The sequence below is a fragment of the Lysobacter humi (ex Lee et al. 2017) genome (genome assembly GCF_054781815.1).
The window spans coordinates 362,885-375,924 of record NZ_BAAGTR010000012.1 but is presented as its reverse complement, the minus strand read 5'-3'; the positions used below and the strand labels follow the sequence as shown (position 1 = coordinate 375,924).

Here is a 13,040-nt window from a genome sequence, read left to right as displayed (position 1 = left end):
GCCGTCCTCATGCTGCCTTCTCCGCGCTGCGGTACGCCGCATGCGGCAGGGCGCTTTCGCGGGGCCGGCGGCCGAGCCGCAGCGCATTGAGCGTGACCACCAGCGACGACGCCGCCATGCCGAGCGCGGCGATCCACGGCGGCACGTGGCCCAGTACGGCCGCGGGCAGGGCGAGCACGTTGTAGCCGAGCGCCCAGGCGAGGTTCTGGCGGATGATCCGGCGCGTGCGGCGCGCGAGGTCGACCGCCTGTGCGAGGCGCGAGAGGGAGCCCGCGGCGAGCACGTAGTCGGCGGCGCGCTGCGCGAGCGCGGCGCCGCTGCCGATGGCGATCGAGACGTCGGCGCCGGCCAGCACCGGCGCATCGTTGAGCCCGTCGCCCACCATCGCGACGACGCGGCCCTCGGCCTGCAGGGCGCGCGCGAGAGCGAGCTTGTCCTCGGGCGTCTGCCGTGCACGCGGCGCTGCGATGCCGAGCTCGGCGGCGACGCGTTCGACACGCGCCTGCGCATCACCGCTGGCGAGGTGCAGGCGCAGGCCCAGCGCGCGCAGCGCATCCAGTGCCGATGCGGCTTCGGGCCGCAGCGCCTCGCGCACCGTGAAGCGCGCGGCCGGCCCGCGGCCGTCGCCGAGCCAGAGCGCTTCGTCGTCCACGCGCGACGCGGCGAACCCCGCGCGGCCGAGGCGCCATGCGCGCCCCTCGACGTGGCCCTCGAGCCCCTGCGCCGCGACCAGCCGCACCGCGTGGGCCGACGGCGCGTCGGCAACGTCCGCGAACGCCGCCGCGAGCGGATGCGTGCTGCCGCGCTCGAGCGCCGCGGCGATCCGCAGCGTGGTGCCCGCATCGAGGTCGCAGTAGGTCTCGACCTCGCCGAGTGCGGGCTGGCTATTGGTCAGCGTGCCGGTCTTGTCGAAGACGACGTCGGTGGCACGCGCGAGGCGATCGAGCGCATCGGGTCCGGTCGCGAGCAGGCCGATCCGCGCGAGGGCGCCGTGCACCGCCGCGAGTGCGGCCGGGATCGCCAACGACAGCGCGCACGGGCAAGAGATCGCGAGGACCGCGAGCGTGACTTCGAGCGCACGCGACGGCTCGTACGCGCGCCAGACGAGGTAGGTGGCGACCGCCACCGCGAGCATCGCGATCACGAACACGCCGGCGATGCGGTCGGCGATCTGCGCGAGGCGAGGGCGGTGGGCCTGCGCCTGCTCAACCAGCCGCGCGAGTTCCGACAGGCGCGTGTCCGCGCCGATCCGCGTGACGCGCAGCCGCGCTGGGCGATCGCGGCAGAGCGTGCCCGCGTAGACGGTCTCCCCGGGGGCGCGCTCGACCGCATGCGGCTCGCCGGTCAGCAGCGCCTCCTCGAAGCGGGCCGACGTGTCGAGCAGCTGGCCGTCGGCCGGCACCGGCTCGCCGGCGGCCACGTGTGCGATGTCGCCGACACGCAGCGCGACCGCGGGTACCGTCTCGCGCGCGCCGTCGTCGCGCTCGCGCGTCGCCAGCACGGGACGCGCACGCGCGAGCGCGTCGACCTGCGCGCTTGCGACGCGGCGCGCGCGCTCCTCGAGCGTACGCGCCGCGAGCAGCAGGAAGACGAACATCACCGCGGCGTCGTACCAGACGTGCACGCCGCCGCGCACCGTCTCGGCCACGCTGGCGAAGTAGGCGAGCAGCGTCGACGTGGCGACGAGCACGTCCATGCCGAGCCGGCGCTCGCGCAGCTCGCGCCAAGCGCCCTCGAGGAACGGCCAGCCGGCGTAGAACACGACCGGCGTGGAGACGAGGAAGGTGATCCAGCGCAGGAAGTCGCGCGTGGCGACCGGCATGCTGCCGTCGGTGTCGAGGTAGAGCGCCTCGCCGAACATCATCGCCTGCATCGCACCGAGGCTCGCGATCCCGAGGCGCAGCAGCGCGCGGCCGCGCTCGCGACGACGGGCCTGCTCGCCCGCCTCGCCCCCCGCGAGGTAGGGCGCGTAGCCCAGCGAGGCCAGGCGGCCGAGGACGCGCGACAGCGGCGTGCGCGACGGATCCCAGGTCAGCCGGATGCGGCCGGTGACGGCGTTCGCGCCGACGTCGAGCACGCCGGCCTCGCGCGAGAGCGCGCGATCGATCAGCCAGGCGCAGGCCGCGCAGCGCATGCCGTCGCTGAGGACGGTGATCTCGCGCCCGCCGTCGACGTCGCGCGCGTGGCCGGCGACGACGTCCTCGCGATCCCAGGCCGAGAAGTCGACGGGCGCGGTGCCGACGCGCGACGCGGTGTCGCTGCGCAGCCGGTAGTAGTCGGCGAGGTCCGCCTCGCGGATCCAGCGCGCCGCCGCCGCGCAGCCGTCGCAGCAGAAGGCGCGCGGCGCGCCGTCGAGCTCGACCTGTGCGGGCCGCGCGGGCAGTGGCTCGCCGCAGTGGAAGCAGCCGGTGGGGGCGATGACGGGGTCCATGGAAGGCGGGCGCGACGCTTCGCGCTCAGTCGGTGCGCCCGGATTGGAGCGCCGGCTGCAGGGCGACCGCGTGCTGACCCTTCGGCAGCCGGCCGAGCAGGCGCCAGCGACCGTCGGCCGGCGCGAGCTCCACGAGCCAGTCGTGCGAGGCGTCGACCGCGGCCTGCGCGCGCCAGCCGAGCGCGGTCGGCGCGAGCTCGACGCGGCGGTCCTCCGCGGCCCGTGCGGGATGGCGCAGGCTGAGCACGAGCGGCCGCCCGCGATCGAAAGCGCCGGCGATCGGCAGCGCCTCGACGACGCCGTACTCCACGCGCAGCAGCGCACGCAGGCCCGTGCGCCGAGCCTGCTCGTCGGCGCCGAGGTCGGCGACCTGGATCTGCGCGGTGCGCTGCACGCGGTCGCCGATCGCGTCGTTCGGCTGGCGCATCGCGACGATCACCAGCCCGACGCCGGCGACGATCGCGGCGACGGGGATGCCGGCGACGAGCCAGACGGCGGGGACGCGCCAGGCAGAGCGGTGCTCGGGGGTCATGGCGGTCCGAAGAAGCTGCTGTCGATGGATTCGCGCGCGTTGCCGTCGGTGGCCTCGACGGTGAAGCGCACCGGCACGCGGCCGCGCACGGCCGCCGGGGCGCGCACGGTCGCCGGCAGGGCGAACACCTGCTGCGCCTCAACCGCGACACTCGCGTCGACGCCGAGCAGCGCGAGCCCGGCCGCGTCGGAGGCGACGCGCACGCGGTAGCGCTGTGGCGTGTCGGTCTTGTTGACGATCTTGAGGGTGTAGGTGTTCTCCGTGCCGTCGCCGACGACGCGGTAGAGCGCGTTGCGGTCGCGCAGGACCTCCACGATCAGTGGCGCGCGCGAGGCCACGCCGAGGCCCCAGGCCGCGCACAGGACGAGCAGCGCGGCGCCGTAGACCAGCACGCGGGGGCGCACCACGCGAGTCGGGCGGCCATCGACCGCGTTCTGCGTGGTGTAGCGGATCAGGCCCTTCGGGTAGCCGAGCTTGCCCATCACGTCGTCGCAGGCGTCGATGCACGCGCCGCAGGCGATGCACTCGTACTGCAGGCCGTTGCGGATGTCGATGCCGGTCGGGCAGACCTGCACGCAGATCGTGCAGTCCACGCAGTCGCCGAGGTCGTCCGGCGCGAACTTCGGCAGCGGCTCGCGTTCGGCCTCGAGCACGGACGGCTCGACGCCCATGGCGAGCGCGCGGTTGTCGGCCGCGGTGGTGTGGCCGCCGGCGCGGAACACGAGGTCGTAGGCGGCGACCTGCCCGATCAGCCCGCGGCCGCGCTCGAGCACGCTGCGCAGCGACCGCCGGCGCGGGCCGCGGGGCTCGCCGCGCATCGGGTCGTAGGCGATGATCAAGGTGTCGCGATCGAACATCGAGCTCTGGAAGCGCGCATAGGGGCACATGTACTTGCAGACCTGCTCACGCAAGAAGCCTGCATTGCCCCACGTGGCGAGCGCGTAGAACAGCACCCAGAACGTCTCCCAGCCGCCCCAGCCGAACGGGACGAGGCGCGCGCCGAGATCGGCGATCGGCGTGAAGAAGCCGACGAAGGTGAAGCCCGTCCACAGCGCGAACGCGCCCCACAGGGCGTGCTTCGCGCCCTTGCGCAGCAGCTTCTCGCGCGTCCACGGGCCGGCATCGAGCTTCATCCGCCTGCCGCGGTCGCCCTCGGCCCAGGCTTCCATCCACAGGAACACTTCCGTCCACACCGTCTGCGGGCAGGCATAGCCGCACCACAGGCGGCCGGCCAGCGCGGTGAAGAAGAACAGCGCGAGCGCGGCGATGATCAGCAGCAGCGCGAGGAAGAGGAAGTCCTGCGGCCAGAACGTCAGGCCGAGGATGTGGAACTTGCGTGCGGGCAGGTCGAACAGCACCGCCTGGCGGCCGTCCCAGCGCAGCCACGGGCCGACGTAGAACATGCCGAGCAGCCACACCACCGCCGCCACGCGCAGCGACGCGAGCCGGCCGGCGATGCTGCGCGGGTAGATCTTCGTCTCGCTGACGTACAGCGAGGTCGGGGCCTCGACGACCTCGAGCGGGATTCGACGGCTCATGGCTCAGCGGCCCGCCGGGAGCGGGCGGTTGGAGCGGCGCGCGGGGCGCAGCAGGATCCAGGTGAACAGGCTCGACGACGCGGTCGCGAGCCAGAAGACGAAGAAGCCGACCGTGTAGCCGAGCTCGCGGGTGAGCGCGAGCCGCGGGAAGGTGAGGTCGCGCAGCGCCAGCGGGTCGACGTAGGCGAAGAACACCATCGTGCAGACGCCGGCCGCGAAGAAGCTCGGCCACAGGATCGCGCCCAGCCGCTGCGCCATCGGGCGGGGCGGGTGGTCGAACACGGGCAGCGGCGTCGTCATGCGGCTCAGCGCGCGGCCGGCGCGGTCGACGCGCTGCCGCCGGCCTTCGGTGCGTTCGACAGCGACCAAACATAGGCCGCGACCAGGCGCGAGCGGGTCTCGCCGAGCAGTTCGCGGTGCGCCGGCATGACGCCGTGGCGGCCCTTCGCGATGGACTGCACGATCGCCTGCTTGCTGTCGCCGTAGAGCCAGTAGTCATCGACGAGGCTCGGCGCGCCCATCGCGGCATTTCCGGTGCCGTCGGCGCCGTGGCAGGCGATGCAGACGCCCTCGTAGAGCTTCTTGCCCTGCGAGGCCATGTAGTTGTTGTCCATCGCCTTCGCATCGCCGAGCGCCATGACGTAGCTCGCAACAAAGTCGACCGCGTGCTCGCCGCCCATGCCGGTCAGCACCTTGCCCCATTCGGGCATCAGGCCTTCGCGGCCGTCGAGCACGGTGGCGAGCACCTGCTCGGGCTCGCCGCCCCAGTGCCAGATGTCGTCGGTGAGGTCGGGATAGCCGACCGCGCCCTGCGCGGCCGAGCCATGGCAGGTGGCGCAGGTGTTGTTGAAGATCGAACGGCCGAGCGCGACCGCACGCGTGTCGCCGGCGAGCGCGGAGATCGGCTGCCCGTCGTACTGCGCGAACGTCTCCTTCAAGCGCGCGTCCTGCTTCGACTTCTCGAGCGCATGTTCCTTCGCCGACGACCAGCCCGCCGTTCCGTCGTAGTGCCCGAGCCCGCCGTACCAGACGATGTAGCCGACCGAGAACGCGATGGTCAGGTAGAAGAGGTTGATCCACCACCTAGGCAACGGCTTGTTGTACTCGGTGAGGTCCTCGTCCCAGATGTGCGAGGTGTCCGTCGGCGCGGGATCGCCCGGCCGGCGCTTCGCCGTCCACCACAGCAGCCACACGCAGCCGGCGATGTTGAGCACCACTAGCGCGATCACGAACCACGACCATCCGGCGCTCATCGCGCGTCCTCCCCGTCCTCATCCAGCGGCAGGCGCGCCGCCGCGTCGAGCTCCGGCCTGCGCGCCGGTCGCCACAACCAGATCCAGCCGCCGACGAACAGCACCAGCAGCAACCCCGTCACGATCCCCGACACCATCTCAGCCTCCTCGCGGCGCGTGCTTGCCGAGCGCCTGCAGATAGGCGACCACGGCGTCGAGCTCGGTCTTGCCCTCGACCGCCTTGGCGGCGCCGTCGAGATCGGCCTGCGTGTAGGGATCGCCGAGCGTCTTCAGCGCCTGCATGCGGCGCTTGACCTGCGTGCCGTCGAGCTCGGCGGTATCCAGGTAGGGAAAGCCTGGCATGTTCGACTCCGGCACCACCGCGCGCGGATCGAGCAGGTGCACGCGGTGCCAGTCGTCCGAATAGCGGCCGCCGACGCGCGCGAGGTCCGGACCGGTGCGCTTGGAGCCCCACTGGAAGGGGCGGTCGTAGACCGACTCGCCGGCGAGCGAGTAGTGGCCGTAGCGCTCGGTCTCGAAGCGCAGTGTGCGCACCATCTGCGAGTGGCAGTTGTAGCAACCTTCCCGCACGTAGACGTCGCGGCCCGCCAGCTCGAGCGCGGGATACGGCTCGACGCCCGGCAGGGGCTGGATCGCCTCGGCCTGGTTCATCAGCGGCACGATCTCGGCGAGGCCGCCGAAGCTCACCACCACCGCGATCAGCACGGCCATCAGGCCGACGTTCTTCTCGACTTTCTCGTGCGACTTGCTCATCTCGGAATCCTCAGGCGCGCGCGGCGGCCGGCAGCGGCGCCGCCGCGGGCTCGCGCTGCGGCGCGATCGTCTTCAGCACGTTCCAGCCCATGAGCACCATGCCGGCGACCACCAGCAGGCCCCCGCCGAGGCGGATCAGGTAGTAGGGATACGTGGCATTGAGCGCTTCGACGAAGCTGTAGGTCAGCGTGCCGTCGTCGTTGGTGGCACGCCACATCAGGCCCTGCATCACGCCGGCGATCCACATCGCGACGATGTAGAGCACCACGCCCATCGTATGCAGCCAGAAGTGCGTGTCGATCGCCTTGACCGAATGCATAGAGGTGTGGCCGACCAGCTTCGGGATCAGCGCGTAGATCGCGCCGATCGAGATCATCGCCACCCAGCCCAGCGCACCGACGTGCACGTGGCCGACCGTCCAGTCGGTGTAGTGGCTCAGCGAGTTGACCGTCTTGATCGACATCATCGGCCCCTCGAACGTCGCCATCATGTAGAACGACAGCGAGACGACGAGGAACTTCAGGATCGGATCGGTGCGCAGCTTGTGCCAGACGCCCGACAGCGTCAGCACGCCGTTGATCGCGCCGCCCCACGAGGGCGCCAGCAGGATCAGCGAGAACACCATGCCCAGCGACTGCGCCCAGTCCGGCAGCGCGGTGTACTGCAGGTGGTGTGGGCCGGCCCACATGTAGACGGCGATCAGCGCCCAGAAGTGCACGATCGATAGGCGGTACGAATACACCGGGCGGCCGGCCTGCTTCGGCACGAAGTAGTACATCATCCCGAGGAAGCCGGCGGTGAGGAAGAAGCCGACCGCATTGTGGCCGTACCACCACTGCACCATCGCGTCGACCGCGCCGGAGTACACCGGATACGACTTGAACGGGCCGACGGGGATCGCAATGTTGTTGACGATGTGCAGCAGCGCTACGGCGATGATGAAGCTGCCGTAGAACCAGTTGGCCACGTAGATGTGCTTGACCGTGCGCTTCATGATCGTGCCGAAGAACAGCACCGCATACGCGACCCAGACGACGGTGATCAGGATGTCGATCGGCCACTCGAGCTCGGCGTATTCCTTACCCTGCGTCAGGCCCAGCGGCAGCGTGATCGCGGCGGACAGGATCACCGCCTGCCAGCCCCAGAACACGAACGAGGCGAGCCGGTCGGAGATCAGCCGCACGCCGCAGGTGCGCTGCACCACGTGCAGGCTGGTCGCCATCAAGGCGCAGCCGCCGAAGGCGAAGATCACCGCATTGGTGTGCAGCGGCCGGATGCGGCCGTAGCTCAGCCACGGCAGGTCGAAGCTCAGCGCCGGCCAGTAAAGCTGCGCCGCGATGAACGCGCCCACCGCCATGCCGACGATGCCCCAGAGAACCGTCGCGAGCGAGAACTGCAGGACCACGCGGTCGTTGTAGGTCGCCGGCACAGCTTTTTTGGCCGGCGCGGCGCGCGCGGCATCGGCCGCCGGAACGACGGCAGGATCGAGAACGGTCATGGAGGAGACCTGGAGAGAAGGATTCGGAGCCACGCGCCCATTCTCGACATCGCCTTCACCGTGGACTTGATCCAGATCAAGTGCTGTCGGAGGGCGTGGCGGATTCAGGCAATAGCGTGGAAGTTCGACGCGCTGCGGCCGGGCGCGGATGCCCGGCAACGCTCGGGCCGTGGCCGGGCCGCGCATCCTAGACAGGGCGGCCGCGCGCCACCGCCGGACCGTGGACGGCCGGTTCCCGTGCCTTCAAGCGCGCTCCACCGCATCGTCGTCGGGAGTCTGGCGCCGGTCGCGCGTACGGGCCGCGGGCGACATTTGCAGTGCGAGCGTGACGCGCGCCACGACATCGCGATCCGTGCCGCCGGATTGATCCGCATCAAGGCGCGGTGAGCAGGGATGCGGAAACTGGCGCCATGACGATGTCCCGCCGCCGCCGCCGCGCCGCACTGCTCGCCCTCCTGGCGATGCTGCTGCTCGTCGTGCTTCCGGCGGCAGGACGCATCGCGCAGGCGTCCGCGACCAATGCGATGGCCTCGCATGCGCTGCACGACGTCGACGACGGCATGCCGGCCTCGCACGACGGGGCGGACTGCGACTACTGCCTCGTGCTAGGGGGCGCGGACCTGCCGGCGTCGGTCGCGTCGATCCACCACGTCGCCGCCCCACGCGCCGGTGCTGTCCGCAGCGCGGCGATGCCGCGCCTGGCCGCGCGCCATCGCGCGGCGGGATCGCGGGGGCCGCCGGCCGCCGGCCGCGCCTAGACCCCACCGCGGCCCGCGCCGCATCCGTTTTCCGACGACACCGATCCGGCGCATCGCGCCCGGCGGGCCCGCTCGTCCCCGCGAATCGCGACCATGAACCCCAAGACCTCCGCTCTTCCCCGCCGCGCCCCGCTCGCCGTGCTCGTCGGTGCGCTCCTCGCCAGCCCAGCCACGTTCGCCGCGACCGCCGCCGACGCCACCGCCGTCCCGCCGCCGGCCACCGCCGACGCGCCGCTCGCCGCGTCCCCGGCCGATGGGGCCGCTCCCGATCCGGCCGCCGCCCCGGAGCGGCTGCTCGACCGCGTGCTGGTGCGCGGCGTCAAGCTCACCTCGCTGCCCACGCGCATCCCGACCACGTTCGAAGGCATCACCCGGCAGGAGATCGCCGATAAGGTGAACTGCACCGATGCGCAGGACGCGCTCAAGTACCTGCCGAGCCTGCTGGTGCGCAAGCGCTACATCGGCGACTACGACCATGCCGTGCTCGCCACGCGCGCGTCCGGCACCGGCAACAGCGCGCGCTCGCTGGTCTATGCCGACGGCATCTTGCTGTCGAACCTGCTCGGCAACGGCGCCACCTTCGCACCGCGCTGGGGCCTGGTGAATCCGGAGGAGATCGAGCGCGTCGACGTGCTCTACGGGCCATTCTCCGCCGCTTACTCGGGCAATTCCGTCGGCGCGGTGGTCGACTACGTCACGCGCATGCCGGACCGCTTCGAGGCGCATGCCAAGCTCGGCTACTCGGTCGAGGAGTTCGACCTGCACGGCCGCAGCGACCGCTTCGACGCCACGCATGCGAGCGTCTCGCTCGGCCAGCGCTGGGGCCGGTTCGCGGCGCGCATCGCGCTCGGCCGGCTCGACAGCGAATCCCATCCGATCACCTTCGCCACGCTGCCCGTCGCGTCCGGCACCGCCGGCACCGGCACGCCCGTCACCGGCGCGATCCTCGAGGCCAATCCACGCGGCCAGCCGTGGTACCTCGTCGGCAGCGGCGGCAGGGTCGACACGCAGCAGACGCAGGGCACGCTGAAGCTCGCCTTTGATGTCGTCGATGACCTGCGCCTGTCGTACGTCTTCGGCGGCTGGGACAACGACGCCTCGCGCGATGCCGAGAGCTACCTGCGCGACGCCGCCGGCAATGCGGTCTACAGCGGCCCCGTGGTGATCGACGGCCGCCGCTACGCGCTGCCGGCGACCGCGATCTCGCTGCAGGAGGCCGAGTTCGCCCACCGCATGCAAGGCCTCACGCTGAAGAAGCACGGCCGCGGCAAATGGACCTGGACGCTCGCCGCCAGCCGCTTCGACTACGCACGCGACCGCGTGCGCTCGCCGCTGGTCGCGCTGCCGGCCGCGCGCGAGGGCGGCGCGGGCCGCATCGCCGACGGCGAAGGCACCGGCTGGACCACGGCCACCGCGCACGTCACCTGGAAGCCCGACGCCGTGCACGTAGTGGAGTTCGGCGCCCAGGCCGACCGCTTCGACCTCGAGACCGAGGTGTCCAACACGTCCGACTGGCGCCACGGTGCGCCGGAGTCGCGTGCATCCTCGTTCGGCGGGACCACCGAACTGCGCAGCCTCTATGCGCAGGACACCTGGACGATCGACCCGACCTGGACGCTGAGCCTCGGTGCGCGCCTGGAGCGGTGGGAGGCCCGCGACGGCCGCATCGGCAACGCGACCGGCACGCTCGCGTTCCCGACGCGCTCGCAGGACGCCGTCTCGCCGAAGGCCGCGCTCAAGTACAGCTCCGAAGGCGACTGGTCGATCAAGGCCTCGGTCGGGCGCGCCGTGCGCTTTCCCACCGTGAGCGAGCTCTACCAGGGTTCGATCGCCACCAATGCGATCGTGAACAACGACCCGGGCCTGCGCCCCGAGCGCTCGGTGACGTCGGAGCTGTCGTGGATCCAGTCGGTCCCGCTCGGCCGCGTGCGCGCCACGCTGTTCCACGAGACCACGCGTGACGCCCTCTATTCGCAGACCCTGCAGGGTACCGGCGGCACGGTGAGCACGATTCAGAACGTCGACCGCATCGAGACGAACGGCCTCGAGCTCGCAACCGAGCTCACCGGCGTGGGCCTCGACGACCTCGACGTGACCGCGAGCGCGACCTTCACCGATTCGGAGATCGCCTCGAATCCGGCGTTCCCGCAGAGCGAGGGCCGGCACCAGCCGCGCGTGCCGCGCTGGCGCGCGAACGTGGTCGCGACCTGGCACCCGGGCGAGCGCTGGAGCGTCACCGGCGCGGTGCGCTACAGCGGCGAGCAGTTCAACACGCTCGACAACAGCGACACCCATGCCGATGCCTACACCGGCACCAGCACGTTCCTCGTGGTCGACGCGCGGGTGCGCTACCGCCATGACGCGAACTGGAGCGGGGCGGTCGGCGTGGACAACCTCGGAGACCGCACCTACTGGAACTTCCATCCGTACAACCAACGCACGTGGACCGCGGAGGTGCGTTATGACTATTGACCGCATGCGTGCACGCCGGATCGCCACGGCGATGCTGCCCGTCGCGCTGCTGCTCGCGCTCGGCGCGCAGTCCGCGCCGCCCGCATCGCGACCGGAAGGCGGCGACTGGTCGCTGCCGGTGCGCGAGGGCGCACTCGTCGACCTCGCGCCGGCGCCCGACGGCTCGCTGCTGCTCTCCTGGGTGGACGGCGAGGGCGCCTCGCGCCGGCTCCGCTTCGCGCGGCAGCGCGGCACGGGCTGGAGCGCGCCGCGCACCGTCGCGCAGGGCGACTGGTTCGGAAATGCGATGGACACGCCGCACGTGCGCCAGACCGTCGACGGCGCACTGTGGGCGACCTGGATGCGCAAGGGGGCGTCCGGCGGCCATGCACGCGACGTCGTGATCGCGCGTTCGGCCGACGGCGGCGCCACGTGGTCGCGTCCCGCGCCGGTGCATCGCGATGCGACCGCGACCGAGCACGGCTTCGTCTCGATGTGGCCGGTGGGCCGCGACCGCCTCGGCGTCGCATGGCTGGATGGGCGCGCGAAGGCCGGCCATGCCCATAGCGACGGCGCGCAGATGCTGCGCAGCGCGATCTTCGATGGGGCGCTTCGCGCGCACGGCGAGTCGGCGGTCGATGCGAAGGTCTGCGACTGCTGCCACACCGACGTCGCGATGACGGCGAGTGGCCCGCTGCTCGTCTACCGCGACCGCAGCGACGCCGAGGTGCGCGACATCCGCGTGGTGCATCTCGCGGCGCCGAGGACGGCCGCGCCGCGCGACGTGCATCGCGACGGCTGGACGATGCCGGGCTGCCCGGTGAACGGCCCCGCCGTGGCGGCCGACGGCGGGCGCGTCGCGGTCGCCTGGTACACGGCGGCGAACGGCGTGCCCGAAGTGCGCGTCGCCCTGAGCGACGACGCCGGGCGTCGCTTCGCTGCACCCGTCACGCTGGAGCGCGATGCCGCGGTGCTTGGGCGCGTCGACGTTTCAACGCACCGGGGCCGGACGCGCGCGGTCTGGCTGCGCGAAGACGCGGCCGGGCAGTCGCTGTGGTTGGCCCGTGTCGACGCCGCGGAGGCCGCTTCGGCACCGGTGCGCCTGGCCACGCTCGCCGGGCGCGGCCGTGCGGCCGGCATGCCGCGGCTCGCCGCGACGGCGGACGCGCTGTACGCCATCTGGACGGACGTCGAACGCGGCCGCCCGGTCGTGCGCGGCCGCCGGATCAGCGATCGATGACGGGGCGCTCGCCGCCCGCGGGCGGCGGGTCGTCGAACATGCGCGCATAGTCCGCGAGCGCACGCTCCATCGCGGCCACCGGCGTTAAGTCGGCCGGTGTCGCGCGCATCGCGCGGCTGCCCTCGCGAAGCAGGCGCAGGACCGCATGCAGCGATGCGTCGTCCGCGGGCGGCAGCCGGCATTCGGCGAGCACGCGGGCGACCTGCGCGTCGAGATGGTCGGCGAGCGCACGCACCTGCGCCGGCCCCAAGTGCCCGTGGCGCGCATGCTCGAAGGCGTCGACCGCCGCGCGCACGCGAGCCATGGCCTCGCGGAGCGCGGCGTCCGCGCGTGCCGGTCGCGCAGCGGCCCCGTATGCGAGGGGTGTCGCCTGCGCGCCGGGGGGCGCTGCTAGGGCCGTCAGAAAAACGAGGGCGAGGATCGGGCGCTGCATGGCGGTTCTCGACGGGAGGACGCTCGAAGCCTCGTCCGCAGCGCCCTCCGGGGCCCTGACGTGGATCACGGCCGGTGCGCGACGGGGGTGTGGGCGCGTTGCGAAGCCCTTTCGCGGGCACAAATGAGAACGCCCGCAGGCTGCGGGCGTTCG

12 protein-coding genes are annotated in these 13,040 nt (G+C 72.2%); 3 read left to right on the top strand and 9 right to left on the bottom strand.

Annotated features, from left to right (window positions below; translation table 11 throughout):
• Positions 1–7: 7 nt before the first annotated feature.
• From ACYVJJ_RS12780 to ccoN, 8 genes are read right to left on the bottom strand one after another with little or no spacing between them, the layout of a single operon-like run.
• Positions 8–2,431 (bottom strand): heavy metal translocating P-type ATPase, encoded by a 2,424-nt coding sequence (locus ACYVJJ_RS12780; RefSeq protein WP_460834097.1) that lies wholly within the window; start codon positions 2,429–2,431, stop codon positions 8–10.
• A gap of 25 nt (positions 2,432–2,456) precedes the next feature.
• Positions 2,457–2,963: a FixH family protein gene (locus ACYVJJ_RS12775; RefSeq protein ID WP_460834096.1), complete on the bottom strand. Its 507-nt coding sequence runs from the start codon at positions 2,961–2,963 to the stop codon at positions 2,457–2,459.
• Positions 2,960–4,501 carry a 4Fe-4S dicluster domain-containing protein gene (locus ACYVJJ_RS12770; protein WP_460834095.1) on the bottom strand — a complete coding sequence of 514 codons (1,542 nt, stop codon included), beginning with the start codon at positions 4,499–4,501 and terminating at the stop codon, positions 2,960–2,962. Before ACYVJJ_RS12770 ends, ACYVJJ_RS12775 begins: the two co-directional genes overlap by 4 nt.
• Before the next feature lie 3 nt (positions 4,502–4,504).
• Positions 4,505–4,801 (bottom strand): hypothetical protein, encoded by a 297-nt coding sequence (locus tag ACYVJJ_RS12765; RefSeq protein WP_460834093.1) that lies wholly within the window; start codon positions 4,799–4,801, stop codon positions 4,505–4,507.
• 5 nt (positions 4,802–4,806) lie between these two features.
• Complete coding sequence (ccoP, locus tag ACYVJJ_RS12760) at positions 4,807–5,754, bottom strand: cytochrome-c oxidase, cbb3-type subunit III (RefSeq protein WP_460834092.1); 948 nt, start codon at positions 5,752–5,754, stop codon at positions 4,807–4,809.
• Positions 5,751–5,891 carry a cbb3-type cytochrome oxidase subunit 3 gene (locus ACYVJJ_RS12755; RefSeq protein ID WP_460834091.1) on the bottom strand — a complete coding sequence of 47 codons (141 nt, stop codon included), beginning with the start codon at positions 5,889–5,891 and terminating at the stop codon, positions 5,751–5,753. The genes ccoP and ACYVJJ_RS12755 overlap by 4 nt, the downstream gene beginning before the upstream one ends.
• Before the next feature lies 1 nt (position 5,892).
• The gene (ccoO, locus tag ACYVJJ_RS12750; RefSeq protein WP_460834089.1) at positions 5,893–6,507 is read right to left on the bottom strand and encodes a cytochrome-c oxidase, cbb3-type subunit II; all 615 of its coding nucleotides are present in this window, start codon (positions 6,505–6,507) and stop codon (positions 5,893–5,895) included.
• A 10-nt stretch (positions 6,508–6,517) separates the two neighbouring features.
• The gene (ccoN, locus tag ACYVJJ_RS12745; protein WP_460834689.1) at positions 6,518–7,936 is read right to left on the bottom strand and encodes a cytochrome-c oxidase, cbb3-type subunit I; all 1,419 of its coding nucleotides are present in this window, start codon (positions 7,934–7,936) and stop codon (positions 6,518–6,520) included.
• A 479-nt stretch (positions 7,937–8,415) separates the two neighbouring features.
• Here ccoN and ACYVJJ_RS12740 point away from each other — a divergent pair, with 479 nt between their 5' ends.
• From ACYVJJ_RS12740 to ACYVJJ_RS12730, 3 genes are all read left to right on the top strand, one after another.
• A complete protein-coding gene (locus ACYVJJ_RS12740) occupies positions 8,416–8,763 on the top strand; it encodes a DUF2946 family protein (RefSeq protein WP_460834088.1) in 348 nt (115 codons plus the stop codon).
• A gap of 93 nt (positions 8,764–8,856) precedes the next feature.
• Positions 8,857–11,235, top strand: a complete 2,379-nt coding sequence (locus ACYVJJ_RS12735) for a TonB-dependent receptor (protein ID WP_460834086.1) — start codon at positions 8,857–8,859, stop codon at positions 11,233–11,235.
• Positions 11,225–12,454, top strand: coding sequence for a hypothetical protein (locus tag ACYVJJ_RS12730; protein ID WP_460834085.1), 1,230 nt, complete (start codon positions 11,225–11,227; stop codon positions 12,452–12,454). Before ACYVJJ_RS12735 ends, ACYVJJ_RS12730 begins: the two co-directional genes overlap by 11 nt.
• Here the strand turns inward: ACYVJJ_RS12730 and ACYVJJ_RS12725 are convergent.
• Positions 12,441–12,758, bottom strand: coding sequence for a hypothetical protein (locus tag ACYVJJ_RS12725; protein ID WP_460834084.1), 318 nt, complete (start codon positions 12,756–12,758; stop codon positions 12,441–12,443). The genes ACYVJJ_RS12730 and ACYVJJ_RS12725 overlap by 14 nt on opposite strands.
• Positions 12,759–13,040: the final 282 nt, after the last annotated feature.

What these genes read in the sequence shown, in the direction of transcription:
- ACYVJJ_RS12780 (WP_460834097.1), bottom strand. Translation starts at nt 2,431, where the DNA reads ATGGACCCCGTCATCGCCCCCACCGGCTGCTTCCACTGCGGCGAGCCA.
- ACYVJJ_RS12775 (WP_460834096.1), bottom strand. Translation starts at nt 2,963, where the DNA reads ATGACCCCCGAGCACCGCTCTGCCTGGCGCGTCCCCGCCGTCTGGCTC.
- ACYVJJ_RS12770 (WP_460834095.1), bottom strand. Translation starts at nt 4,501, where the DNA reads ATGAGCCGTCGAATCCCGCTCGAGGTCGTCGAGGCCCCGACCTCGCTG.
- ACYVJJ_RS12765 (WP_460834093.1), bottom strand. Translation starts at nt 4,801, where the DNA reads ATGACGACGCCGCTGCCCGTGTTCGACCACCCGCCCCGCCCGATGGCG.
- ccoP (WP_460834092.1), bottom strand. Translation starts at nt 5,754, where the DNA reads ATGAGCGCCGGATGGTCGTGGTTCGTGATCGCGCTAGTGGTGCTCAAC.
- ACYVJJ_RS12755 (WP_460834091.1), bottom strand. Translation starts at nt 5,891, where the DNA reads ATGGTGTCGGGGATCGTGACGGGGTTGCTGCTGGTGCTGTTCGTCGGC.
- ccoO (WP_460834089.1), bottom strand. Translation starts at nt 6,507, where the DNA reads ATGAGCAAGTCGCACGAGAAAGTCGAGAAGAACGTCGGCCTGATGGCC.
- ACYVJJ_RS12740 (WP_460834088.1), top strand. Translation starts at nt 8,416, where the DNA reads ATGACGATGTCCCGCCGCCGCCGCCGCGCCGCACTGCTCGCCCTCCTG.
- ACYVJJ_RS12735 (WP_460834086.1), top strand. Translation starts at nt 8,857, where the DNA reads ATGAACCCCAAGACCTCCGCTCTTCCCCGCCGCGCCCCGCTCGCCGTG.
- ACYVJJ_RS12730 (WP_460834085.1), top strand. Translation starts at nt 11,225, where the DNA reads ATGACTATTGACCGCATGCGTGCACGCCGGATCGCCACGGCGATGCTG.
- ACYVJJ_RS12725 (WP_460834084.1), bottom strand. Translation starts at nt 12,758, where the DNA reads ATGGCTCGCGTGCGCGCGGCGGTCGACGCCTTCGAGCATGCGCGCCAC.